Below are 23,043 nucleotides of genomic sequence, written 5' to 3' on the forward strand. Positions count from 1 at the left end.
TTTGCGCGCCGATCTCACAATAAAATGAGTTCAGGGGACTTGATGATGAAAAAGTATCTTTCGATGCTGCTGCTAGGCGTCACCGCACTGGTGGCGGTCAACGCGGCCCACGCCGGCGCCATCGATGATGCGGTCAAGCGCGGCACGCTGAAAGTCGGCATGGACCCGACCTACATGCCGTTCCAGATGACCAACAAGCGCGGCGAAATCATCGGCTTTGAAGTCGACATTCTCAAGGCCATGGCCAAGTCCATGGGCGTGAAGTTAGAGCCGATCTCCACCGGCTATGACGGCATCATCCCGGCCCTGCTGACCAACAAGTTCGACATGATCGGCAGCGGCATGACCCTGACCCAGGAACGCAACCTGCGCCTGAACTTCAGCGAACCGTTCATCGTGGTCGGCCAGACCCTGCTGATCCGCAAGGAGCTGGAAGGCACCATCAAGTCCTACAAAGACCTGAACGACGAGAAATACCGCCTGACCTCCAAGCTCGGCACCACCGGCGAGATGGTCGCCAAGAAGCTGATCTCCAAGGCCAAGTACCACGGCTACGACAACGAGCAGGAAGCCGTGCTCGACGTGGTCAACGGCAAGGCTGACGCCTTCGTCTATGACGCCCCGTACAACGTGGTGGCCGTGAACAAGGTCGGCGCCGGCAAGCTGGTATTCCTCGACCAGCCGTTCACCTTTGAACCCCTGGCGTTCGGCCTGAAGAAGGGCGACTACGACAGCATCAACTTCATCAACAACTTCCTGCACCAGATCCGCAACGACGGCACCTACGATCGCATCCATGACAAGTGGTTCAAGAGCTCCGAGTGGCTCAAGGACATGGAATAAAAGCTGACCTGCATTGATCGTTCCCACGCTCCGCGTGGGAATGCAGCCCGTGACGCTCTGCGTCACAAAGCGGACGCTGAGCGTCCAGTGAGGCATTCCCACGCAGAGCGTGGGAACGATCTCGACATATCCCGGAACCCGTAATGAAACAGAAAAAAGCCCAATGGCCCTGGCACCTGCTGACGGTGCTGGTGCTGGTCGGCCTGGCCGGCGCGCTGTATTACGCCACCTCGCTGATGTCCTACGAATGGCGCTGGAACCGCGTGCCGCAGTACTTCGTCTACCAGGCCGAAGAATCCCAGCGGGCGTCGGACATTTCCACCGTCAGCGAGTTGGTGCGCAAGGGCGATGTGGCTGAAGTCACCCTGCGTAATGACGAGGGCAACGAACAGCACCTGACCGTGGCCGAGAACAGCCTGCAAGTGGCCAAGGGCGATGACGTGGCCGAGGGCGATGTGGTCGGCGTCACCCGGCATTGGGCTGCGGGCCCTCTGCTGTGGGGCTTGTGGACTACGTTGTGGTTATCGGTGGTGTCCGGGGTGCTGGGACTGTTGATCGGCCTGGCCACCGGATTGTGTCGCCTGTCGAACAACCCGACTTTGCGCGACTTGTCGACGATCTACGTCGAACTGGTGCGCGGCACGCCGCTGTTGGTGCAGATCTTCATTTTCTATTTCTTTATCGGCACGGTGCTCAACCTGTCCCGGGAGTTCGCCGGGATCGCTGCGCTGTCGCTGTTTACCGGTGCCTATGTGGCGGAAATCATCCGCGCCGGCGTGCAGTCGATTGCCCGGGGCCAGAATGAAGCGGCACGTTCCCTGGGGCTCAGTGCTGGCCAGTCGATGCGTCATGTGGTGTTGCCGCAAGCCTTCAAGCGCGTGCTGCCGCCCCTGGCCGGGCAATTTATCAGCCTGGTGAAGGACACGTCCCTGGTGTCGGTGATTGCGATTACCGAACTGCTGAAAAGCGGCCGCGAGGTCATTACTACTTCGTTCTCACCGTTTGAAATCCTGTTCTGCGTCGCAGGCCTGTACCTGCTGATCAACCTGCCGCTGTCGAAAATCGCCAGCCGGCTTGAGCGGAGGCTCGCGCAAAGTGATTGAAGTCCGCGATCTGGTAAAAGTCTTCGACACCCGTGGCCACGTCGTGCGCGCGGTGGACAACGTGACCACCCAAGTGGCCAAGGGTGAAGTGCTGGTGGTGATCGGCCCGTCCGGTTCCGGCAAGTCGACGTTCCTGCGGTGCCTTAACGGCCTGGAGGAATTCGATTCCGGCTCGGTAAGCATCGACGGCCTGCAACTGGCAGACCCGAAGACCGACGTGAACGCCTACCGCCGCGAAGTCGGCATGGTGTTCCAGCACTTCAACCTGTTCCCCCACATGACCGTGCTGGAAAACCTCTGCCTGGCGCAAAAAGTCGTGCGCAAGCGCGGCAAGAAAGAGCGTGAGGCCAAGGCCCTGGCCCTCCTGGAAAAAGTCGGCATTGCTCAGAAAGCCAACGAGTTCCCGTCGCGGCTTTCTGGCGGCCAGCAACAACGCGTGGCGATTGCCCGCGCCCTGGCGATGGAGCCCAAGGTGATGCTGTTTGACGAGCCCACCTCGGCCCTGGACCCGGAAATGGTTGGCGAGGTGCTGGACGTGATGAAGACCCTGGCTCTGGAAGGCATGACCATGGTTTGCGTCACCCATGAAATGGGTTTTGCCCGGGAAGTGGCCGATCGAGTGCTGTTCTTCGATCACGGCAAATTGCTGGAGGACGCCGCCCCGGCGCAATTCTTCGATGCGCCGAAGGACCCCCGCGCCCAAGCCTTCCTGCGCCAAGTTCTATAAATGCGTTGAGAATGCTTTTTGTGGCGAGGGAGCTCCCTCGCCACAGGATAGCGTTGGTCGTGGGTTTTTTCAGACCTTGAACTTGCCCACCCACACCTGCAAATCCGCCCCCAGGCGCGCCAGTTCGACACTGGCCGCCGCAGTGTCCTGACTCGCGGTCCAGGTCTGTTCCGATACATCCTTGACCTTCAACACGCTGCGGTTGATCTCCTCGGCGACCGCGGTTTGTTCCTCGGCGGCAGCGGCAATTTGCGGGTTCATCTCCTGAATCACTGACACGGTACGGGTGATACCCGCCAGCGCTTCTCCTGCACGGCGGGTCAGTTGCACGCTGTTGTCGGTGAGGCTGCGACTGTTGTCCATAATGTCCGCGACCTGCTGCGTGCCACGATGCAAGCCGCTGATCAGCTCCTCGATTTCCTCGGCCGACTGCTGGGTACGCTGCGCCAGGCTGCGCACTTCATCGGCGACCACGGCAAAGCCTCTGCCAGCCTCGCCGGCGCGGGCCGCTTCGATGGCGGCGTTGAGGGCCAGCAAATTGGTCTGCTCCGACACCGATTTGATCACCTCCAGCACGCTGCCGATCTTCCGGCTTTCCTGTTGCAAGCCTTGCATGGCCTGGCTTGAACGCGCCATCTCCTGAGCCAGGTGCTCGATGTGGGTGATAGCCTCAGCCACCACCTGATCGCCCTGGCTCGCCTGCTGATCGGCCTCGGTAGCGGCGAGTGAAGCTTGCTCGGCATGGCGTGCTACTTCCTGGGAGGTGGCGAGCATCTCATTCATGGCAGTGGCCACCTGTTCGGTTTCCTGTTTCTGGCCGTCGACTCCGGCGCGGGTCTGTTCGGTGACGGCAGACAGTTGTTCGGCGGCACTGGCGATCTGTTGGGCGCTGTCGCCGATGCCGCTGATCAAGCCCCGCAGGTTGAGGGTCATTTGCCCGATGCTGCGCTGCAACTGCCCCAGTTCATCCTGGCGCGAGGTCGGGATGTCGTGGCTCAGGTCACCTTCGGCAATCCGGTTGGCCACGTGCAGTGCCTGGCGCAGCGGCGCGACGATCTGGACGGCGATCAACCAGGCGGCCACGACGCCGAGCAATAACGCCGCCGCAGTGACGTTGAGCAGCAGGGTGCGGGCGAGGCTGGCTTCCTTGTCACGCTTGGCGGTCTGGTCCTGGCTCAGCAGGTCGCTTTCCGTGAGCAACTTATCCAGCCACTGCTCAAGCTGGTTCTGGGTGGTTTCGGTGCTGAGTTGGGCATCCTTGAGGCGTGTCAGATGAGTCCGAAAGTCGAGCAGGGCTTTTTTCAGGGCGCTGGCATCAACCGGCAGTGCGCCTACCGCCGCTTGGGCGCCGTCCAGGGCCAGTAGCGCTTCACTCACGCCGTTGGTATAGGCGTCCAATGACGCAGCGGCCCACGCGGGGCTTTGGGCGCGGTCTTCGGCTTGTTCCATGGCCTGGCGCAATTGTTCAACGGCGTCGAGGGCCTTTTCATCGTCTTGATTGGGCAGGTTGCTGGACAGTTCCGAGAGGCTGTCGCTGCTCTGGATTGAACTGCGCTTGAGCTGTTCGCGGGCGTCCTCGCGTTGTTTGATCAGCCCCTCCAGGCCACTGAGGGCGGTTTTGAAACTGGTGACAAAGCGTCGGCTTTCCTGCAGCTGTTGTTGGTTGACCAGGTCGGTGAATCGTGGGGAAAGATCCACCAGGAACTGGTCGATCTTGTCCATGTGCAGCTCTATTTTGGACAGGCTCGCGGGGTCATTAAGGGTGCGATAGACGATGCGATCAGCCCGCAGCTCTTCGCCGACGACGGCCAATTGCGAGAGGGTGGTGAGTTTTTGTGAGCGCTCGAGGGATGCGCTCAAGGCTTGCCAGCCGGTAGACGCGATGATCAGGCTGAGGCTGAGCACCAGGCCAAAGCCCAGGGCAAGTTTGAGGCTGATGCTGATGTTTCCAAGCAGGCGGGTCAGTGGACGAAACATGGTGAACCTCCAACGAATCAAAAGGAGCGTCTCAAGCGTCCGGCCGACAACGGTCAGGGGAGTTGAAACGCTACTTTTATTCGGCGCCAGGTGTGTGATCCACGACCTGAAAAACGCGTAGGAAATTTCACAAGTTGTCAGGAGGGCGGCCCTGATGGCCGCCGCAAGCGGGTCAGACCTTGAAGCGACCTACCAGGCTTTGCAGGTAAACCCCCAGGCGCGCCAGCTCGGCACTGGAAGCAGCGGTTTCTTCGCTGGCTGCCGAGGTTTGTTCGGAGACGTCCCGCACATTGAGTACGCTGCGGTTGATCTCTTCGGCCACGGCGCTTTGTTGCTCGGCGGCGGTGGCGATCTGCTGGTTCATCGCCTGGATCGCCGAGACGGTACGGGTGATGTTCTCCAGGGCATTGCCGGCCCGGCGGGTCAGCTCGACGCTGCTGTCAGTCAGGCCGCGACTGTTGTCCATGATGGTTGCCACCTGCTGGGTGCCGCTTTGCAGGCCGACGATCAACTCTTCGATCTCCTCGGTGGACTTCTGCGTCCGTTGGGCCAGGCTGCGCACTTCATCGGCAACCACCGCAAAACCGCGTCCGGCTTCGCCAGCGCGCGCCGCTTCAATCGCTGCGTTAAGGGCCAGCAGGTTGGTTTGCTGGGCTACCGACTTGATGACGTCCAGCACACTGCCAATCTTGTCGCTTTCCCGCTTGAGATGGCCCATGGCTTCGGTGGAGTTGCCCACCTCGCTGGCCAGGCGCTCGATCTGGGCGATGGCCTCACCGACCACCTTGTCACCTTCACGGGCCTGCTGGTCGGCGGCGACGGCGGCCTCGGAAGCTTCCTCGGCGTTACGTGCGACTTCCTGCACGGTAGCGGCCATTTCGTTCATGGCGGTGGCGACCTGGTCGGTCTCGACCTTCTGGCTGTTGACCCCGGCGCTGGTCTGCTCGGTAACGGCCGACAGTTGCTCGGCGGCGCTGGCAATCTGGGTGACGCCGTCGCTGATACCGCCGATCAGTTCCCGCAGGCCCACGGTCATGCTCTGCATGGAGCGTTGCAGTTGGCCCAGCTCATCGCGGCGTTCGGAGATCAGGTTGTGGCTGAGGTCGCCAGCCGCTACGCGTTCGGCGACTTTAAGGGTTTGGCTCAGCGGGATCACGATCTGGCGAGTGATGGCCCAGGCGGCGAGGATGCCGAAGGCCAACGCCAGGGCGGTGGCCAACAGCAGCAAGTTCTTGGCGTGGGCAGTGTCGGTATCGCGCACCACGGTTTGCGAGGTGGTGAGTTTGTCGCTGCGGTCGAGCAGGATGTCGCCTTGCTCGGCCATGATTTTCGTCGCGGCAGCGGTGGCCACTTGGGAATCGCGGTACTGGCTGACGGCGGCGCGGTAGGCCTGCAGCGAGACGCTGGCTTCTTGCAGGTTGGCCCGATATTGCTCGGGCAACTGGTCGCTGAGGTCGGTGATTTTTTTCAGGGCGTTGTCGATGGCATCCAGAGCCGGCTGTTCGGCTTCGACCTTGCCGCTGTAGGTGTAGCCGCGCACCTGGAAGCGCGCTTGCTGGATCAGTTTGCTCAGGTCGACCACGCTGTTGAACAGGGTGACGCTGTCGCCTTGCAGCAGGGATTTTTCCACTTCGTTGGTTTTTGCCACGGCGTTGTCGGCGGTATCACCCAGTTTGCTGCGGGCACCTTCGCGCTTGAGGCCGGCCTGCACCATGGCGCTGAAGGCTTTTTTGTATTGGCCCAAGGCTTCCTGTTGTTGTTCCACGACAAGCTTGTCGGCGGGTTGCTCGATCAGCTCTGCGGCGGTTTTCAGGCCGCTGTCCAGCTGTGCGATCAAGTCGGTGACCGCGCCTGTACCTTGTTCGCCGCGACGCATTTCGAAGTCCAGGCGCGCCAGGCGCAGGTCTTTGGACAGCCCGTTGAGACTGGAAATATAGCCCAGCTTATCGCCACGGTTGATCACGCCGCTGAGGCCGGTCCAGCCGGTGAAGGTGATCAATAGGGTCAGGACCAATACCAGGCCGAAGCCTATGCTCAGCTTGCGGTTGACGCTGACATTCCCCAGTTTCTCGGCTAACCAACGATACATGCTGCGAACTCCCCTGGAACAAGGCTTGGACTTATTCAGAGCGTATCGGCAGATTCGGATGTTTCTGTAGGAGCGAGCTTGCTCGCGAAGGTCGTCAACGATAACGCGGGCATTCTGAATGAACGCGGTGTCCTTGAGTTTTTCGCGAGCAAGCTCGCTCCTACAGGAGAGGGCGGTGTTTAGAAAAGGCGGGCGAGCAATGCGGTAACGGCGGTTTCGACCCTCAGGATCCGAGCCCCCAGTTGCACCGGCTGCAACCCGGCCTTGGCCAGCAGATCCACCTCGTAGGGAATCCAGCCGCCTTCCGGCCCGATGGCCAGGGTGACCGGTTCATCCAGGCCACGAGGGCAGGGCGGATAGTCACCCGGGTGGCCAATCAGGCCGAGGGTGCCGTGCGCCAGGGCGGGCAGGCGGTCTTCGACGAATGGTTTGAAGCGCTTTTCGATAACAATCTCGGGCAGCACCGTGTCTCGGGACTGTTCCAGGCCAAGGATCAGTTGCTCGCGAATCGCCTCCGGCTCCAGGAACGGCGTTTGCCAGAAGCTCTTTTCCACCCGATAGCTGTTCACCAGCACCACCCGTGGCACGCCCATGGACGCAACGGTTTGCAGCACTCGGCGGAGCATTTTCGGACGGGGCAGGGCCAGCAGCAGGGTCAGGGGCAGTTTGGCCGGCGGCGGCTGGTCGAAGGTGACTTCCAGCTCGGCTTCCCGGGCTTCCAGGCGCAGCAATTGCGCATTGCCCATCAACCCGCCAATGCGCCCGACCCGCAGGCTGTCGCCTACGGCGGCACGGTGGACTTCCTGCATATGCACCAGACGCCGATCACGCAGCACCACCCGGTCGGCCGCGATAAAGTCGGCCTCCTCAAGCAGCAGCAGGTTCACGGCTGGGTCGCTGGCGGCTGGTCGTCGTCGGCGGGTTGGTCATCCGGGTGATCGCCACGCTTGCTCACCAGGCTGCCAAACAGGATGCCGATCTCGAACAGCATCCACATGGGTACGGCCAGCAGGGTCTGGGAGAAGATGTCCGGCGGGGTCAGGATCATGCCGACCACGAAGCAGCCGATGATCACGTACGGGCGGATTTTCTTCAGGTATTTGACGTCGACCACGCCGATCCACACCAGCAGCACCACGGCCACCGGGATTTCGAAGGCCACGCCAAAGGCGAAGAACAGCGTCATCACGAAGTCGAGGTAGCTGGTGATGTCGGTCATCATTTCCACACCGGCCGGGGTAGCAGCGGCGAAGAATTTGAAGATCAGCGGGAACACCAGGAAGTAGGCGAAGGCCATCCCGGTGTAGAACAGCAGGATGCTCGACACCAGCAGCGGCACGGCGATGCGTTTTTCATGCTTGTACAGGCCCGGCGCGATAAAGCCCCAGATCTGATGCAGGATCACCGGGATCGCCAGGAACAGCGAAACCATCATCGTCAGCTTCAACGGCGTGAGGAACGGTGACGATACGTCGGTGGCGATCATCGTTGCGCCAGCTGGCAAGTAGTCGCGCAGCGGCGTGGAGACGAAGGTGTAGATCTGCTGGGTGAAGGCAAACAGCCCGGCAAAGATGATGAAGATCGCCGCGACACAGCGCAGCAGGCGGGTACGCAGCTCGGTGAGGTGCGAGACCAGCGGCATGTGCTGGTCGGTTTCCGGTTTATCAGCGCTCATGGGGCTCGCGGCGGCAATGTAGGGTCGTGGGGCGCGGGCGACACGGCAGGCGTCGGCGCGGGTTCGGTCGGGGTTGCTGGCGCCGCGGCATGCACGGGGTCAGCGACCGGTGCAGGTGCAGGTGCAGGTGCGGCGGGCGGTGCAATCGATTGCTCGGCCACAGGTTCAACCGGCTTGGGCGTTTCCTGCACAGGCGAGAGAATCTTCCGTGCCTCCTGCTCCAACGACAGAATGTGCTCGTTGTGCAGTTGCCGGCGAATCTCTCGGCGCCTATTTCCCGTTCAACTTCCTGTTTGATGGCGTTGAAACTGCGTTTCAGGCGCCCGATCCACAGGCCGGCCGTGCGCGCGGCACCGGGCAGGCGTTCCGGCCCCAGTACCAGCAGGGCCACGAGGCCGACGAGCAGCAGTTCAGAGAAGCTGATACCAAACATTATTCAGTACTCACGAGTCTTTTTGGTTCTGCTCTTTGACGTGCTCGGCCTGCACGTCGAAGGTGCGACGTTCAGTGATCGGCTGAGTGGCCTGCGGGTGCACAGGCTGTGCCGGTGGCACCGGGTTGACGACCGGGTCGGCAGGTTTCTCGTCGTCGTTCATGGCCTTGCGAAAGCCCTTGATCGATTCACCGACGTCGGTGCCGAGGTTTTTCAGCTTCTTGGTGCCGAATACCAGGACAACCACTACCAGAATGACGATCCAGTGTTTCCAGTCAAAAATGCCCATGCTGCAATTCCTCTGTAAAAGTTGGTCAGGCGGACGGGCGCGAGGCCTTTTCGGCATGCCCGGACAAGCCGAAGCGACGGTCCAGTTCATCAAGCACTGCCTGTGGATGCTGCCCCAGTTGGGCGAGCATGACCAGGCTGTGGAACCACAAGTCGGCAGTTTCGTAGATCACGTCGCTGCAGTCGCCGCTGATTTGCGCGTCCTTGGCAGCAATAATCGTCTCGACGGATTCTTCGCCGAGTTTCTCCAGAATCTTGTTCAGACCCTTGTGGTACAGGCTGGCGACATAAGAGCTGTCGGCGGCCGCGCCCTTGCGGTCTTCCAGCACCTGGGCCAGGCGGTTCAGGGTATCGGTCATGTTCAGTGTCCTGCCGAGTAAATAGCGTGCGGGTCTTTGAGCACGGGCTCGACGGTCTTCCACTCGCCGTTCTCGAACACGCGGTAAAAGCAGCTGTGACGGCCGGTATGACAGGCGATATCGCCGATCTGTTCGACCTTGAGGATCACCACATCGGCATCGCAGTCGATGCGCATCTCATGCAGGGTTTGCACGTGCCCGGACTCTTCGCCCTTGCGCCACAGTTTGCCACGGGAACGTGACCAGTAAATGGCACGGTTCTCGGCGGCGGTCAGGCTCAGGGCCTCGCGGTTCATCCAGGCCATCATCAGCACGCGCCCGGTCTTGTAGTCCTGGGCAATGGCTGGCACCAGGCCGTCACTGTCCCACTTGATCTCGTCCAGCCAGTCTTTCATTTTCGGCTCCGGCAATTTGCGACAGTGTATAACCGGATTGGCTATCGACGCACGATCAGATACACGCCCACGGCGACCATGATGCCAGCCGGCCAGTGGCCCAGTTGGTTCAGCGGCCCGCCAATGGCCAGCATCACGCCACCGACCAGGTGCGCAGCACCCAGCAGGCGCAGGAACCAGTCGTCCTTGCGCTTCTGCCAGGGCGGCGCGGGGTCTTTGGCATGGGGCTGGGACATACGCTCCAGCAGGTCGCGCGTCATATTGGCCAGGTGCGGCAGTTGCTCGACCTGGCTTTGCAGGTTGCCCAGCAGGGTTTTCGGGCTGACGCGTTCACGCATCCAGCGCTCGAGGAACGGCTGGGCGGTGTTCCACAGGTCCAGGTCCGGGTACAGCTGGCGGCCCAGGCCTTCGATGTTCAGCAGGGTCTTTTGCAACAGCACCAGCTGCGGCTGCACTTCCATATTGAAGCGCCGCGCCGTCTGGAACAGGCGCATCAGCACCTGGCCGAAGGAAATATCTTTTAACGGTTTTTCAAAGATCGGCTCGCACACGGTGCGGATCGCTGCTTCGAATTCGTTGAGCTTGGTTTCAGCCGGTACCCAGCCCGAATCGATGTGCAACTGCGCCACGCGGCGGTAGTCACGCTTGAAGAAGGCAAACAGGTTGCGCGCCAGGTAGTCCTGGTCTTCCGGGGTCAGGCTGCCGACGATGCCGCAGTCGATCGCAATGTACTGGGGGCTCCACGGGTTCACGGTGCTGACGAAGATGTTGCCGGGGTGCATGTCGGCGTGGAAGAAGCTGTCGCGGAACACCTGGGTGAAGAAAATCTCCACGCCGCGCTCGGCAAGCATTTTCATGTCGGTGCGCTGGTCGGCCAGGGTCGCGAGGTCGGTGACCTGCACGCCGTAGATGCGCTCCATCACCAGCACTTTCGGGCGGCACCAGTCCCAATAGACTTGCGGCACGTACAGCAGCTGCGAGCCTTCGAAGTTGCGCTTGAGCTGGCTGGCGTTGGCGGCTTCGCGCAGCAGGTCGAGTTCGTCGTAGATGGTTTTCTCGTAATCCAGCACCACGTCCACCGGGTGCAGCAGGCGCGCATCGGCAGAGAAGCGCTCGGCGGCGCGGGCGAGGATGAACAGCCACGCCAGGTCCTGGCCGATGATCGGCTTGAGGCCCGGGCGGATCACCTTCACCACCACTTCTTCGCCGCTTTTCAGTTGCGCGGCATGCACCTGGGCCACCGAGGCTGAAGCCAATGGCGCGATATCGAAGCGGCTGAAGACTTCGCTGATCTTCTTGCCCAGTTGCTCTTCAATCAGCGTGACTGCCAGTTGCGAGTCGAACGGCGGCACGCGGTCCTGCAACAGCATCAGCTCGTCGGCGATATCTTCGGGCAACAGGTCGCGGCGGGTGGAGAGGATCTGCCCGAATTTGATGAAGATCGGCCCCAGGTCCTGCAACGCCAGGCGCAGGCGCGCGCCACGGCTCAGCTCGAGGGTTTTGCGCGGGAACCAGCGCCACGGCAGGACATAGCGCACCGCCAGCAGGAACCACGGCAGCGGCAGGGCGAACAGCAGGTCATCGAGGCGGTAGCGGATTACGACGCGCTGGATACGAAACAAACGGCGGACGGCGAGCAGCTTCATGCGTTATCGCTTGAATCAAGGGAGCGGCTCAGGCGCTCGAAGCGCGCCTCAAGTCGTTCCAGGTCGAGTTTGGCCTGGTCGAGTTCACGAAAGCGCGCTTCCGCTTCCCGTTGTCCGACCAGGGTGCGCGATTCTTCGCTCAGGTATTCGGCGAGGTTCTGGTTCAGGCTGGCGAAACCCTGCTGGTACCAGCGCGTGCGACTGCGCAGGTGACCGCTGATCAGTTGGGTGGCCACCGGGCCGAGCCAGCGTGACAGCTCGTACTCCCAGTCCAGTTCCAGGTCTTGCAGCACGGCGGCCAGGTCCATCAGCACCGCGCTGTCGCCTTCAAGTTCCACGTCCGGGCCGTGGAGGATCGCCGTCTTGTCCCGGCTCAGGGCCAGGCGCAGCAGGCTTGAGCCGGAAGCACGCAGGGTGCAGTCGGCGTCGGCGGCCCAGTGGGACGCCAGCAACAGGCCTTCATCGCTGGGCAGGATAAACAGCTGCAAGGCGGGGCTGGTGCAGTCGACGGCGATGATCCTGCCGTTCAGGTGCGCCAGCCGTGCCAGGGCGGTGCTGTCCAGGCGCAGTACACGGTTGAGGCCGTGTTCGACGCTGGCGAGAAGGCCTGCGAACAACATCAGGGCTTGATGCCGCGGTGCAGGGCGACGATGCCCGAGGTCATGTTGTGGTAGGTCACGCGGTCGAAACCGGCCTCTACCATCATCGACTTCAGGGTTTCCTGGTTCGGGTGCATGCGGATCGATTCGGCCAGGTAGCGGTAGCTTTCGGCGTCATTGGTGATCAGCTTGCCCATCAACGGCATGAAGGCGAACGAGTAGGTGTCGTAGACCTTGGACATCAATGCGTTGGTCGGCTTGGAGAACTCCAGCACCAGCAGGCGACCGCCGGGCTTGAGCACCCGCAGCATGGAGCGCAGCGCGTCTTCCTTGTGGGTTACGTTACGCAGGCCGAAGGCGATGGTGACGCAATCGAAATGGTTGTCCGGGAATGGCAGCTTTTCAGCGTCGGCCTGGACGAATTCGATATTGCCCGCCACGCCTTTATCCAACAGGCGGTCGCGGCCGACCTTGAGCATCGAGCCGTTGATGTCGGCCAGGACTACTTGGCCAGTGGGGCCCACCAGTTTGGAGAACTTGGCGGCCAGGTCGCCTGTGCCGCCGGCGATATCCAACACGCGGTTGCCGGTGCGTACGCCCGACAACTCGATGGTGAAGCGCTTCCACAGGCGGTGCATGCCGCCGGACAGTACGTCGTTCATCAAGTCGTACTTGGCGGCTACCGAGTGGAACACCTCGGCGACTTTTTCCGCTTTCTGGCTTTCCGGGACGTTTTTGAAGCCGAAGTGAGTGGTGGGTTCGGCATCGCTGCCTTTGCGCTGATCAGTCATATCGCTGTCACCAAAAGAGAATGGGGGCATTCTAATCCCCAAGGCATGCTTTGTCTTGGCAAGGCTGAAGGTAAGATAGGTGGCCACCGAGACCTTTTGCCGCATGGCGGGTCGACAAGTCTCTATAACGAGGAGTCATTCAAATGGCCCGTATACAGGTTGAACGTGCTCACACGCTGGGCAAAGACGCTGCCCGAGAAAAAGCCGACAAGTTGGCGAGCAAACTCAAGGATCAATATGGCCTGGAGTCTTCGTGGGCCGGCGACACACTGAACCTCAAACGTTCGGGCGTTAAAGGCACCGTGAAAGTGGCTGAAGATTCTCTGCGCATCGAAGTCGAACTGGGGCTGTTGATGTCGGCCATGAGTGGCACCATCAAGTCCGAAATCGAGAAGGCACTGGATAAAGCCCTGGCCTGATTTTCGTCCTTCTTAGGGTGCCGATTCTAATTTTTCTGCCTACTTTGTGCCCAAGCCCTCAACTTCTGTGGGCAGTTCCTCCCCCCTTTATGCGTGAGGTGCACCATGGCCAAAGTTATTTTGAAGAAAAAAATTGCTACCGGAACTAACGCCCTGACTGACGTTAAATCCTATGCCCGCAAGATCTGGTTGGCCGGTTTGGGGGCTTATGCCAAGGTTGGAAGCGAGGGCGCCGAGTACTTCAAAGAGCTCGTTAAGACTGGTCAACATGTTGAAAGTAAAGGCAAAAAAGTTGTGATTGAACAACTTGATGCTGCCAACAGTCAGATTGATCAAGTCAAGAGCGAAGTCTTCGGCGTCAAAGGTCGAGTCGAAGTGCAACTGGATAAAGTTGAACGCGCTTTTGATAGTCGTGTTGGAAGTGCCTTGAATCGGATCGGCATTCCGTCTAAACATGACGTGGAGACACTCTCTGCTAAGCTCGATGAGCTGACGGCATTGCTCGAACGTGTCGCGCGTAAACACTAAGGAGACAACGGGATGGCTGGTAAAAAGACTACTGATAAAGAAGGCAGCTCGTGGATCGGGGAAGTTGAAAAATACTCCCGCAAGATCTGGCTGGCCGGTTTAGGCGTGTACTCGAAGGTGAGCAGTGACGGCGGTAAATACTTCGAGACTTTGGTTAAAGACGGCGAGAAGGCCGAGAAGTTGACCAAGAGCACAGTGGGTAAACAAGTCGATGCGGCAAAGGCTTCCGCCGGTTCTGCCAAATCACGTATCAGCGATAAGTGGGGCGAACTGGAAGGGGCTTTTGACAAGCGCCTGAACAGTGCCATTTCGCGACTCGGCGTACCTAGCCGTACTGAAGTGAAAGCGCTGCACAGCAAGGTCGATACCTTGACCAAGCAAATCGAAAAGCTCACTGGCCTTAAAGCTGCGCCAGTTGCGGCCAAAACCGCAGCGGCTAAACCGGCTGCCAAGCCTGCCGCGAAAACTGCAGCGGCCAAACCTGCTGCAAAAACCGCCGCTAAACCGCTGGTCAAGGCTGCCGCCAAACCGGCAGCCAAGCCAGCCGCTAAAGCGCCGGCCAAAGCTGCTGCAAAACCGGCTGCCAAGCCTGCGGCTAAAACCGCAGCGGCTAAACCGGCCGCCAAGCCTGCCGCTAAACCAGTGGCCGCTAAAGCAGCTGCAAAACCTGCGGCAAAACCAGCCGCCAAGCCGGCAGCAAAAGCCGCAGCCAAGCCAGCGGCTAAAACCGCTGCCGCTAAACCTGCTGCCAAACCAGCCGCTGCGAAACCTGCAGCCAAACCCGCCGCTGCCAAACCCGTCGCTAAACCTGCGGCTGCAAAACCTGCAGCGGCCAAGCCGGCTGCAAAACCGGCTGCGGCGAAGAAGCCGGCCGTAGCCAAAAAGCCAGCAGCGCCAAAGCCTGCGGTAGCGGCCAAGCCTGCAACCCCGGCGCCAGCGACCAACTCGGTGACCCCACCGACCCAGGCTGCTGCTACCCCGACTGCAACGCCGGCAACCCCGACGCCTACCAGTCAGTCCTGATTTTTACAGGACACATAAAAACGCCCGGCCTGCGAAGGTCGGGCGTTTTTTATGGAATCTACAGAACAACACAAATCCAATGTGGGAGCGGGCTTGCTCGCGAAAGCGGTGGATCAGTCACACATGTGCTGACTGACACTTCGCTTTCGCGAGCAAGCCCGCTCCCACATTTTAGTCCGCGTCGTCCAGGTACCTGAGCGCCAACCGCTCCGTCGCCATCCTCGCCGGCATCAAAAGATGCGGCGCCACCAGCATCATGATCTGGTACACCACCACCCGCACCTCACCTTCACGGTCGAGGATCCGTTGGTAGTCCAGGGAAAACAGCAGGGTCATGGTGATCTGTTCCACCAACTGCCCCAGCGCCTGGGTGTCACTGACCAATTGCCCATCCGTCTTGAGCCTGGCCAGCAACGAGGCCAGCGTGCGCTTGAGCGCCGTCAGCAGGTTGCGAATGCCCTTGGCCAGTTTCGGCAGGCGCCCCGCCAAGTTCGACAAGTCCTGGAACAGAAACCGGTAGTGGGCCATACGCTCCACGATCAGGTGCAGGAATAGCCAGTAATCCTCGGCCGCCAGTTGGGCGTCGTCAGGCGGGTCGAGCAATGGCGCCAATTCGGCCTGGAAGCGCTCGAACAGCCCGAGCACCAGTGGCTCCTTGCCATGGAAGTGGTAATAGAGATTGCCGGGGCTGATCCCCATTTCATTCGCCACCTCCATGGTCGACACGTTCGGCTCGCCCTTGTGGTTGAACAACTGCAAGGCACATTCAAGGATACGGTCGCGGGTCTTCATCCAGTCTTCTTAAGGTCTTCGTTGGGCTCAGCGGACCCGCACATAGGTGCCCGGCGCCGCTTCCATCGGTGGGTAATTCTGGTTGCCCAGGGCGGTCAGGGTTTCGCGCTGTACACCGGAGCGCTGCTGGATCCACGCCAGCCAATTGGGCCACCAACTGCCCTCGACATGAGCGGCGTCGTAGTACCACGCACGCGGGTCGCTGCTCAGCTTGAGGTTCTCGACGTAGTTCGCCTTGGGATTGCCTGGCGGGTTGAGGATGCTCTGGATATGCCCGCTGTTGGACAGAATGAAGCGCTTGTCGCCGCCCAGCAGTTGGGTGGAGCGGTACACCGCGTCCCACGGCGTGATGTGGTCGTTGATCCCGCCCACGCTGAAGCTGTCCACCGTGACCTTCTGCAAGTCGATAGGCGTGCCGCAAACTTCCAGGCCACCGGGATGGCTCAGCGGGTTGTGCTTGAAGAAGTCCAGCAAGTCGCCATGCAGTGCGGCGGGCAGGCGGGTGTTGTCGTTGTTCCAGTACAGGATGTCGAAGGCCGGCGGTTCCTTGCCCAGCAGGTAGTTGTTGATCCAGTAATTCCAGATCAGGTCGTTGGGACGCATCCAGGCGAACACCTTGGCCATGTCGCGTCCATCGAGCACACCTTGTTGATAGGAGCGGCGCTTGGCGGCTTCCAGGGTTTGTTCGTCGGCGAACAGGGTGGCGGGGCTGTCGATCTGGCTGTCCAGCAGGCTCACCAGATAACTGGCACTGGAGATGCGACGCAGCTGGCGCTTGGCCTGCAGGTGGCCTTGCAGCGCAGCGATGGTCAGGCCACCGGCGCAGGCGCCCATCAAGTTGACCTCGCGGGCGCCGGTGATTGCGCGGCACACGTTCAGCGCTTCTTCCAAAGCCGCTACGTAGGTGGAAAGGCCCCATTCGCGATGCCGTACATCCGGGTTGCGCCAGCTGACCATGAATACTTGCAGGCCGTTTTTCAGGGCGAACTGGACGAAGCTGTTGTTCGGGCTCAGGTCGAAGATGTAGTACTTGTTGATTTGCGGCGGCACTACCAGCAGCGGCTTGGCGTACTGTTTTTCGCTCATGGGCTTGTACTGGATCAGCTCCAGCAGTTCGTTGCGAAACACCACCGAGCCGGGCGTGGTAGCCACCGTCTTGCCGACTTCAAAGGCCTGCCTGGTGACCTGCCGCGGCAAGCCGTTGTTGTGCAGCAGATCATCGAACAGATTGCTGACACCCCGCACCACGCTGTTGCCGCCGGAGTTGAGCAACTCCTTGACCGCCAGCGGGTTGAGCAACGTATTGGAGGGCGAAACCGCATCGTTGAGCAGGGAAAAGGCAAATTGCGCCCGGGCCCGGTCGTCGGCGCTCAGGTTGCTGTCGTCGATCCAGTGCCGGGTTTGTTTTTGCCAGCTCAAATAGGCTTGCAGGCTGCGCCGATAAAACGGGTTGAGCTGCCAGGTCGGGTCGGCGAAACGGCTGTCGGCCGGGTTCGGCTCGTGCACCGTTTCCCCGAGCAGCACACGGCCCAATTGCCCACCCAACTTCAGGGCGTGACGGGCGGTGTGCACCGGGTTGCGCAGGCCGTGTGCGGCGACGCTGCGCAGGGTCGAGAGCAAATCCCGGCCGCGCAGGCCGGTGATCGCGCTTTGTGCATTGATGAACGCGGCGGGTGTGGGCACCGGGTTCGATACGGGTCTTTCTCGCATGCGCCAACACTCCTTCGTCAAGCCATCAACAAGCACGCCAATTCAGAACCATAGTCGGTTCTGGCCAAGTGACCCTATGCGCGACCAAAATTTCTTCCCTGTAACCCCCGTGATTCGTAATTCCGTAGCAGCTGTCGAGCGCCAGCGAGGCTGCGTTGAGCGCGCCGCCGATGATGAGCCTGGCGCAGGACCGAGTCGCGGCTGACGCAGCCTCGCTGGCGCTCGACAGCTGCTACGGAGGGCTTGCTCAAAGGGCGGGTTGCGGGTGAATCACCGCCCTAGGCGTTCCTCCTGGAGAAATTTCATGATGATCGGCGCCACGGCCTCGGCCCGGGTAATCAGAAACAGATGACCGTCGTCGATGATGTGCAGTTGAGCGTTGGGTATGCGCCAGGCCAGCATGCGCATGTTGATCAGCGGGATCAGCGGGTCGTCGTCGCCGGCCAGCACCAGGGTTGGTTGCTTGATCTTGTGCAGCCAGTGGATGCTGGTCCAGCCAAGCCCGGCGAACAGTTGCCAGTAGTAGCCCAACTTGCCCGCCGAACGCACTTTGCTGGCGTGTTCGGCGGCCAGCTTCGAATCCCGACGGAAGGAGCCGCCGTAGATCATCGGGGCAATGCGCACCACATGGGACGGTTGGATATAACGCCGGGGACTGGCCATCAACCACAAGACTTTCGGTTTGCCCGGCACCATAAAGGCGCCGGCAGCGGTGGCGGCCAGAATCAGCTTCTTGCAGCGTTCCGGATAGTCATAGGCGAACTGCTGCGCCAGCGCGCCGCCCCAGGAAACGCCCACCGCGTTGACCTGGCCATAGTCCAGGTAATCGAGCATGCGCGCGGTGAGTTTGGCCAGGCCGGGAAAGCGATAAGGCCGGCTGGGGGTCGACGATCCGCCGACGCCTGGCACATCAAAGGCAATCACTTCCAGGTCCGGGTCCAAGGCCTGGACGAACGGAAACACGAGCTCAAGGTTGGCGCCGATGCCGTTGAAAATCAGCAGCGGCGTCAAGTGAGGATTGCCCGGGCGTACCGCCGTGCGGATGGCTTGGCCATCCAGGTCGATGGTACGGAAGATAAACGGTTGCGGCATGGGCTTACCCTGCAAAATGGCGCTATTTCCCTGCGGGAACACGGTTAATGTGGGAGCTGGCTTGCCTGCGATGCAGACGCTGCTGTGTATCAGGCATACCGAGTTGATGCCATCGCAGGCAAGCCAGCTCCCACATTTGATCCCATTCCAGCCTACCTTTCGTGAACGTAAGTGCCCGGCGCCGCTTCAGCCGCTGCGTACGCTTTATTACCCAGCGCCGTCGGCGCCTTCTTCAACTTGCCCGACCGCTCCGCCTGCCACGCCTGCCAATGCAGCCACCACGAATCGGTGTGCTTGGTGGCGTTCTCCTGCCAGTCGAGGGCCTTGCCCGGCATCGTGTCGCTGGTCTGGTAACGCGACTTGGGGTTGCCCGGCGGGTTAAGGATGCTTTGGATATGCCCGCTGCTGGACAGCACAAACTCAACCTTGCCGCCAAACAGCTGTGCCGACTTGTAGCAGGACTGCCACGGCGTAATGTGGTCGTTGGTGCCGGCCAACGAATAGATATCGGCGGTGACCTGCTTCAGGTCGATCGGCGTGCCGCACACTTCGAGGGCATTGGCGCGAACCAATGGGTTGTTCTTGAACAGCTCAATCAGGTCGCCGTGGAAAGCGGCCGGCAAGCGGGTGGTGTCGTTGTTCCAGAACAGGATGTCGAACACTGGTGGCTCGTTGCCCAGCAGGTAGTTGTTGACCCAGTAGTTCCAGATCAGGTCATTGGGGCGCATCCAGGCAAACACCTTGGCCATGTCGCGGCCTTCCAGCACACCGGCCTGGTAGGAATGGCGCTTGGCCGCTTCCAGGGTCTGTTCGTCGACGAACAACGCCACCTGGGTGTCCAGGGTGGTGTCCAGCACGCTCACCAGCAGGGTCAGGGCGTTGACCTTCTTCTCGCCCAGCGCCGCGTAGTGGCCCAGCAGGGCGGTGCAGGTGATGCCGCCGGAGCAGGCGCCGAGCATGTTGATGTCTTTGCTGCCGGTGATCGCGCTCACCACATCCACCGCTTCTTTCAGCGCCTCGATGTAGGTCGACAGGCCCCACTCGCGCTGGGCCTTGGTCGGGTTGCGCCAACTGACGATAAACGTCTGCTGGTTATTGCGCAGGCAGAACCGCGCCAGGCTCTTGTCCGGGCTCAGGTCGAATACATAGAACTTGTTGATCTGCGGCGGCACCACCAGCAGTGGGCGTTCGTGCACCTGCTCGGTGATCGGCCGGTACTGGATCAGCTCCAGCACATCGTTGCGAAACACCACGGCGCCTTCGGTGGTGCCCAGGCTCTTGCCCACTTCAAAGGCGCCCATGTTGACCTGGCTTGGCATGCCGCCGTTGTGCACCATGTCCTTGGCCAAGTGGGACAGGCCGTCCAGCAGGCTCTTGCCGCCGGTTTCGAAGAAGCGTTTGACTGCCGCCGGGTTGGCCGCGCTATTGGTGGGCGCCATGGCTTCGGTCATCAGGTTGATGACGAAGTGGCCGCGGCTGATGTCGTGCTCCGACAGGTTGCTGTCACCGATCCAGTCGTGCAGCTCCTTGCGCCACGCCAGGTAGGTTTGCAGGTAACGTTTGTAGAGCGGGTTCTGGGTCCACGCCGGGTCGTTGAAGCGGCGGTCGTCGGCCTCGGGTGTCAGCTGTGATTTGCCGAACACCACGTTCTTCAATTCGACGCCAAAATGGGCGACGTGCTTGACGCTGTGCAACGGTTGTTTGATGGCCTGGGTCAGCACCATCCGAGCGGATGCCAGTAAATCCTTTTTCCGTAACGCGATGATCGGGTTCAGCCCCAGGGTGTTTTCCGAGGCTTGGCGTTTCAAGTCATCGTTGTTCTTGTTACTCATCTACGACGCTCCATTGTCCGACAGACGAGTACCGGGTACCGCTGTGTACCACTACTTGCCACACAGCACAGCCTGGTACTACTGCTCGGGTGACCGTTAATACCGCATCGTCAAATGCAGGGAACTTGCCAGTTCCATTGGTTACCCGAGTTTAATTTTTTTCGCAAGCGGGCCAATCGTTGGCCACGACAGAGGGGCATTCAAGCAGATGGAATTAGAAAATGCCCACTAATGAGCAAGAGGCCTGAGCTAGAGCATCAACCGCACGACCGACTGGCTCGGGTCGCGGGTTTTTCCGGCGGCTTTCAGCTCGGCAAGATAGTCAGCCCACAGCGCGTCCTGACGCACGGCAAGTTGATAGAGGTAGTCCCAGGTGAACAATCCGCTGTCATGGCCATCGTCGAAGGTCAATTTCAGTGCGTATTGGCCGGCGGGTTCGATCTTGGTCAAACCGACATTGAGCTTGCCGAATTGCAGGATCGGTTTGCCGTGGCCCTGGACCTCGGCGGAGGGGGAGTGCACGCGAAGGAATTCGGCGGGCAATTGATACACCTCGTCAGGACCGTAGGTAAGGCCCAGGGTCTTGGAGGCTTTGTGCAGGTTGATGGCGGTAGGCAGTTTGGTCATTTGGGGAACCGCTCAGAGATGATCCTGAAGGAACCGGCTTTAAACTGTGGGAGCGGGCTTGCTCGCGAATGCGGTGGGTCAGTTACCGTTGCATAACTGACCCACCGCATTCGCGAGCAAGCCCGCTCCCACATTAAAGCAGAGCGGTTCCTGCGTAAGCCTTACAGGATATAACGAGACAGATCTTCGTTCTGCGCCAATTCGCCCAAGTGGCTGTTGACGTAGTCGGCGTCGATCTTGATTGCCTCGCCATTCTGCGCGCCCGCCATGTCGCCGGCACTGAAGGACACTTCCTCCAGCAGGCGCTCCAGCAAGGTGTGCAAACGACGGGCCCCGATGTTCTCGGTCTTCTCGTTGACCTGCCAGGCGATCTCGGCCAAACGCTTGATTCCGTCCGGCAGGAACTCAATGCCCAAGCCTTCGGTTTTCAGCAGTTCGCGGTATTGCTCGGTCAGCGACGCATGGGGCTCGCTGAGAATGCGTTCGAAGTCGCCTGGCGTCAGGGCTTTCAGCTCAACGCGAATTGGCAGGCGGCCTTGCAGCTCCGGCACCAGGTCGCTCGGCTTGCTCAGGTGGAAGGCACCGGAAGCGATAAACAGGATGTGGTCGGTCTTGACCATGCCCAGCTTGGTGTTGACGGTGCAGCCTTCGATCAGCGGCAGCAGGTCGCGCTGCACGCCTTCGCGGGAGACATCGACGCCGCCGGAATTACCGCGCTTGGCCACCTTGTCGATCTCGTCGATAAACACGATGCCGTGCTGCTCGACCGCTTCCAGGGCCTTGGCCTTGAGTTCTTCCTCATTCACCAGGCGCCCGGCTTCTTCGTCACGCACCAGTTTCAGCGCTTCCTTCACCTTGAGCTTGCGGCTTTTCTTCTTGCCCTTGCCCATGTTGGCGAACAGGTTCTGCAACTGGCTGGTCATTTCTTCCATGCCAGGCGGTGCGGAGATGTCGACGCCGGACACTTCGGCGACTTCGATCTCGATTTCCTTGTCGTCCAGCTGGCCTTCACGCAGGCGCTTGCGGAACAGCTGGCGGGTGTTGGAATCCGAGCTCGGCGCGGCGTCTTCGTTGAAGCCCATGCGTGCCGGTGGCAGCAGGGCGTCGAGGATGCGCTCTTCGGCGGCGTCTTCGGCGCGATGGCTGACCTTGGTCATTTCCTGTTCGCGCAGCAGCTTCAGGGCAGCGTCGGCCAGGTCACGAATGATCGATTCGACGTCACGGCCCACGTAGCCCACTTCGGTGAACTTGGTGGCTTCGACCTTGATGAACGGAGCGTTGGCCAGTTTGGCCAGGCGTCGGGCGATCTCGGTTTTACCGACACCGGTCGGGCCAATCATCAGGATGTTCTTGGGGGTTACTTCAACGCGCAATTCTTCGGGCAGTTGCATCCGGCGCCAGCGGTTACGCAGGGCGATGGCAACGGCGCGCTTGGCATCGTCCTGGCCGATGATATGGCGATTGAGTTCATGGACGATTTCGCGGGGAGTCATGGACATAGTAATTGGCGGTCCTCAAGCGGGAATAAGCCTGCGGCTTACTCGGCGAGGTCCTGCTCCTCAATGGTCAGGTTGTGGTTGGTGAAGACACAGATGTCGCCAGCGATACCCAGGGCCGTCTCGACGATTTCCCGGGCCGACAGGTCGGTTTTCTTCAGCAGGGCGCTGGCAGCGGCCTGGGCGTAACCGCCGCCGGAACCCATGGCGATCAGGCCTTCTTCGGGTTCAACCACGTCGCCGTTGCCGGTGATGATCAGCGAGGCATCTTTGTTGGCGACGGCCAACATGGCTTCGAGGCGGCTGAGGGAGCGGTCGGTGCGCCATTCTTTGGCGAGTTCGACGGCGGCACGGACCAGGTGGCCCTGGTGCTTCTCAAGTTGGCCTTCAAAGCGCTCGAACAGGGTAAAGGCGTCAGCGGTGGCGCCGGCGAAACCGGCGAGGACCTGGCCGTGGTACAGGCGACGGACTTTTTTCGCGTTGCCTTTCATCACGGTATTGCCAAGTGAAACCTGGCCGTCGCCGCCCATGACGACTTTGCCGTGGCGGCGAACTGAAACGATGGTGGTCAAGGGGAGAGTCTCCACGCTGCGGGGCGA

Annotated in this window: 22 protein-coding genes and 3 pseudogenes; 6 read left to right on the plus strand and 19 right to left on the minus strand. The window is 60.8% G+C overall.

Going from position 1 to position 23,043, the window contains the following annotated elements; all coding sequences use genetic code 11:
- The first annotated feature begins 45 nt into the window (after positions 1-45).
- From ACUN0G_RS00910 to ACUN0G_RS00920, 3 genes are all read left to right on the plus strand, one after another.
- Complete coding sequence (locus ACUN0G_RS00910) at positions 46-843, plus strand: transporter substrate-binding domain-containing protein (protein WP_258343293.1); 798 nt, start codon at positions 46-48, stop codon at positions 841-843.
- Between the two features lie 143 nt (positions 844-986).
- Positions 987-1,946, plus strand: a complete 960-nt coding sequence (locus tag ACUN0G_RS00915) for an amino acid ABC transporter permease (RefSeq protein WP_258343295.1) — start codon at positions 987-989, stop codon at positions 1,944-1,946.
- Positions 1,939-2,673 carry an amino acid ABC transporter ATP-binding protein gene (locus ACUN0G_RS00920; RefSeq protein ID WP_088423043.1) on the plus strand — a complete coding sequence of 245 codons (735 nt, stop codon included), beginning with the start codon at positions 1,939-1,941 and terminating at the stop codon, positions 2,671-2,673. Before ACUN0G_RS00915 ends, ACUN0G_RS00920 begins: the two co-directional genes overlap by 8 nt.
- Positions 2,674-2,742: 69 nt before the next feature.
- On the opposite strand, the gene ACUN0G_RS00925 is transcribed toward ACUN0G_RS00920, so the two are convergent.
- From ACUN0G_RS00925 to ubiE, 12 genes and pseudogenes are all read right to left on the minus strand, one after another.
- Positions 2,743-4,650, minus strand: a complete 1,908-nt coding sequence (locus tag ACUN0G_RS00925) for a methyl-accepting chemotaxis protein (RefSeq protein ID WP_445572506.1) — start codon at positions 4,648-4,650, stop codon at positions 2,743-2,745.
- A gap of 172 nt (positions 4,651-4,822) precedes the next feature.
- On the minus strand, positions 4,823-5,695 hold the full coding sequence (locus ACUN0G_RS00930) for a methyl-accepting chemotaxis protein (RefSeq protein ID WP_371103578.1): 873 nt from the start codon (positions 5,693-5,695) through the stop codon (positions 4,823-4,825).
- Between the two features lie 33 nt (positions 5,696-5,728).
- A pseudogene (locus ACUN0G_RS00935) lies at positions 5,729-6,739 on the minus strand (methyl-accepting chemotaxis protein); the annotation flags it as partial.
- 179 nt (positions 6,740-6,918) lie between these two features.
- Positions 6,919-7,626, minus strand: a complete 708-nt coding sequence (locus tag ACUN0G_RS00940; protein ID WP_258343301.1) for a 16S rRNA (uracil(1498)-N(3))-methyltransferase — start codon at positions 7,624-7,626, stop codon at positions 6,919-6,921.
- A complete protein-coding gene (tatC, locus tag ACUN0G_RS00945) occupies positions 7,623-8,414 on the minus strand; it encodes a twin-arginine translocase subunit TatC (RefSeq protein ID WP_026078063.1) in 792 nt (263 codons plus the stop codon). The genes ACUN0G_RS00940 and tatC overlap by 4 nt, the downstream gene beginning before the upstream one ends.
- Positions 8,411-8,847 (minus strand): annotated as a pseudogene (gene tatB / locus ACUN0G_RS00950) (Sec-independent protein translocase protein TatB). Before tatB ends, tatC begins: the two are co-directional and overlap by 4 nt.
- Positions 8,848-8,857: 10 nt before the next feature.
- Positions 8,858-9,136 carry a twin-arginine translocase TatA/TatE family subunit gene (locus ACUN0G_RS00955; RefSeq protein WP_017478213.1) on the minus strand — a complete coding sequence of 93 codons (279 nt, stop codon included), beginning with the start codon at positions 9,134-9,136 and terminating at the stop codon, positions 8,858-8,860.
- A gap of 25 nt (positions 9,137-9,161) precedes the next feature.
- Complete coding sequence (locus ACUN0G_RS00960) at positions 9,162-9,494, minus strand: phosphoribosyl-ATP diphosphatase (RefSeq protein WP_017478214.1); 333 nt, start codon at positions 9,492-9,494, stop codon at positions 9,162-9,164.
- A 2-nt stretch (positions 9,495-9,496) separates the two neighbouring features.
- A complete protein-coding gene (gene hisI, locus ACUN0G_RS00965) occupies positions 9,497-9,889 on the minus strand; it encodes a phosphoribosyl-AMP cyclohydrolase (protein ID WP_010169173.1) in 393 nt (130 codons plus the stop codon).
- A gap of 41 nt (positions 9,890-9,930) precedes the next feature.
- On the minus strand, positions 9,931-11,535 hold the full coding sequence (gene ubiB, locus ACUN0G_RS00970; RefSeq protein ID WP_421525248.1) for a ubiquinone biosynthesis regulatory protein kinase UbiB: 1,605 nt from the start codon (positions 11,533-11,535) through the stop codon (positions 9,931-9,933).
- Complete coding sequence (locus tag ACUN0G_RS00975) at positions 11,532-12,155, minus strand: ubiquinone biosynthesis accessory factor UbiJ (protein ID WP_003209304.1); 624 nt, start codon at positions 12,153-12,155, stop codon at positions 11,532-11,534. Before ACUN0G_RS00975 ends, ubiB begins: the two co-directional genes overlap by 4 nt.
- Positions 12,155-12,925: a bifunctional demethylmenaquinone methyltransferase/2-methoxy-6-polyprenyl-1,4-benzoquinol methylase UbiE gene (ubiE, locus tag ACUN0G_RS00980; protein ID WP_003209306.1), complete on the minus strand. Its 771-nt coding sequence runs from the start codon at positions 12,923-12,925 to the stop codon at positions 12,155-12,157. The genes ACUN0G_RS00975 and ubiE overlap by 1 nt, the downstream gene beginning before the upstream one ends.
- 143 nt (positions 12,926-13,068) lie before the next feature.
- Here ubiE and ACUN0G_RS00985 point away from each other — a divergent pair, with 143 nt between their 5' ends.
- The 3 genes from ACUN0G_RS00985 to ACUN0G_RS00995 all read left to right on the plus strand — a co-directional run bounded on the left by ACUN0G_RS00985 (position 13,069) and on the right by ACUN0G_RS00995 (position 14,895).
- The gene (locus ACUN0G_RS00985) at positions 13,069-13,344 is read left to right on the plus strand and encodes a polyhydroxyalkanoic acid system family protein (protein WP_017478217.1); all 276 of its coding nucleotides are present in this window, start codon (positions 13,069-13,071) and stop codon (positions 13,342-13,344) included.
- A 105-nt stretch (positions 13,345-13,449) separates the two neighbouring features.
- Positions 13,450-13,872 (plus strand): phasin family protein, encoded by a 423-nt coding sequence (locus ACUN0G_RS00990; protein WP_017478218.1) that lies wholly within the window; start codon positions 13,450-13,452, stop codon positions 13,870-13,872.
- Between the two features lie 12 nt (positions 13,873-13,884).
- Entirely contained in the window at positions 13,885-14,895 is a 1,011-nt protein-coding gene (locus ACUN0G_RS00995; RefSeq protein ID WP_445572507.1) for a phasin family protein, read from the plus strand.
- Between the two features lie 171 nt (positions 14,896-15,066).
- Here ACUN0G_RS00995 and ACUN0G_RS01000 read toward each other — a convergent pair whose 3' ends face one another.
- From ACUN0G_RS01000 to hslV, 7 genes and pseudogenes are all read right to left on the minus strand, one after another.
- Positions 15,067-15,687, minus strand: a complete 621-nt coding sequence (locus tag ACUN0G_RS01000) for a TetR/AcrR family transcriptional regulator (RefSeq protein ID WP_177025866.1) — start codon at positions 15,685-15,687, stop codon at positions 15,067-15,069.
- Positions 15,688-15,714: 27 nt separating this feature from the next.
- On the minus strand, positions 15,715-17,397 hold the full coding sequence (phaC, locus tag ACUN0G_RS01005) for a class II poly(R)-hydroxyalkanoic acid synthase (RefSeq protein ID WP_258343316.1): 1,683 nt from the start codon (positions 17,395-17,397) through the stop codon (positions 15,715-15,717).
- Positions 17,398-17,644: 247 nt separating this feature from the next.
- Positions 17,645-18,489, minus strand: a pseudogene (phaZ, locus tag ACUN0G_RS01010) (poly(3-hydroxyalkanoate) depolymerase).
- Between the two features lie 152 nt (positions 18,490-18,641).
- Positions 18,642-20,321 carry a class II poly(R)-hydroxyalkanoic acid synthase gene (gene phaC, locus ACUN0G_RS01015; RefSeq protein ID WP_017478231.1) on the minus strand — a complete coding sequence of 560 codons (1,680 nt, stop codon included), beginning with the start codon at positions 20,319-20,321 and terminating at the stop codon, positions 18,642-18,644.
- Between the two features lie 249 nt (positions 20,322-20,570).
- Positions 20,571-20,948 carry a gamma-butyrobetaine hydroxylase-like domain-containing protein gene (locus ACUN0G_RS01020; RefSeq protein ID WP_017478232.1) on the minus strand — a complete coding sequence of 126 codons (378 nt, stop codon included), beginning with the start codon at positions 20,946-20,948 and terminating at the stop codon, positions 20,571-20,573.
- A 161-nt stretch (positions 20,949-21,109) separates the two neighbouring features.
- Positions 21,110-22,447: an ATP-dependent protease ATPase subunit HslU gene (gene hslU, locus ACUN0G_RS01025; protein ID WP_008439258.1), complete on the minus strand. Its 1,338-nt coding sequence runs from the start codon at positions 22,445-22,447 to the stop codon at positions 21,110-21,112.
- 38 nt (positions 22,448-22,485) lie between these two features.
- Positions 22,486-23,016, minus strand: a complete 531-nt coding sequence (gene hslV, locus ACUN0G_RS01030) for an ATP-dependent protease subunit HslV (RefSeq protein ID WP_003209323.1) — start codon at positions 23,014-23,016, stop codon at positions 22,486-22,488.
- Positions 23,017-23,043: the final 27 nt, after the last annotated feature.

This window comes from Pseudomonas sp. 32A (assembly GCF_052682255.1).

Coding starts and splice junctions, on each gene's coding strand:
- ACUN0G_RS00910 (WP_258343293.1), top strand. CDS start 46: ATGAAAAAGTATCTTTCGATGCTGCTGCTAGGCGTCACCGCACTGGTG.
- ACUN0G_RS00915 (WP_258343295.1), top strand. CDS start 987: ATGAAACAGAAAAAAGCCCAATGGCCCTGGCACCTGCTGACGGTGCTG.
- ACUN0G_RS00925 (WP_445572506.1), bottom strand. CDS start 4,650: ATGTTTCGTCCACTGACCCGCCTGCTTGGAAACATCAGCATCAGCCTC.
- ACUN0G_RS00930 (WP_371103578.1), bottom strand. CDS start 5,695: ATGCAGAGCATGACCGTGGGCCTGCGGGAACTGATCGGCGGTATCAGC.
- tatC (WP_026078063.1), bottom strand. CDS start 8,414: ATGAGCGCTGATAAACCGGAAACCGACCAGCACATGCCGCTGGTCTCG.
- ACUN0G_RS00955 (WP_017478213.1), bottom strand. CDS start 9,136: ATGGGCATTTTTGACTGGAAACACTGGATCGTCATTCTGGTAGTGGTT.
- ACUN0G_RS00960 (WP_017478214.1), bottom strand. CDS start 9,494: ATGACCGATACCCTGAACCGCCTGGCCCAGGTGCTGGAAGACCGCAAG.
- hisI (WP_010169173.1), bottom strand. CDS start 9,889: ATGAAAGACTGGCTGGACGAGATCAAGTGGGACAGTGACGGCCTGGTG.
- ubiB (WP_421525248.1), bottom strand. CDS start 11,535: ATGAAGCTGCTCGCCGTCCGCCGTTTGTTTCGTATCCAGCGCGTCGTA.
- ACUN0G_RS00975 (WP_003209304.1), bottom strand. CDS start 12,155: ATGTTGTTCGCAGGCCTTCTCGCCAGCGTCGAACACGGCCTCAACCGT.
- ubiE (WP_003209306.1), bottom strand. CDS start 12,925: ATGACTGATCAGCGCAAAGGCAGCGATGCCGAACCCACCACTCACTTC.
- ACUN0G_RS00985 (WP_017478217.1), top strand. CDS start 13,069: ATGGCCCGTATACAGGTTGAACGTGCTCACACGCTGGGCAAAGACGCT.
- ACUN0G_RS00990 (WP_017478218.1), top strand. CDS start 13,450: ATGGCCAAAGTTATTTTGAAGAAAAAAATTGCTACCGGAACTAACGCC.
- ACUN0G_RS00995 (WP_445572507.1), top strand. CDS start 13,885: ATGGCTGGTAAAAAGACTACTGATAAAGAAGGCAGCTCGTGGATCGGG.
- ACUN0G_RS01000 (WP_177025866.1), bottom strand. CDS start 15,687: ATGAAGACCCGCGACCGTATCCTTGAATGTGCCTTGCAGTTGTTCAAC.
- phaC (WP_258343316.1), bottom strand. CDS start 17,397: ATGCGAGAAAGACCCGTATCGAACCCGGTGCCCACACCCGCCGCGTTC.
- phaC (WP_017478231.1), bottom strand. CDS start 20,321: ATGAGTAACAAGAACAACGATGACTTGAAACGCCAAGCCTCGGAAAAC.
- ACUN0G_RS01020 (WP_017478232.1), bottom strand. CDS start 20,948: ATGACCAAACTGCCTACCGCCATCAACCTGCACAAAGCCTCCAAGACC.
- hslU (WP_008439258.1), bottom strand. CDS start 22,447: ATGTCCATGACTCCCCGCGAAATCGTCCATGAACTCAATCGCCATATC.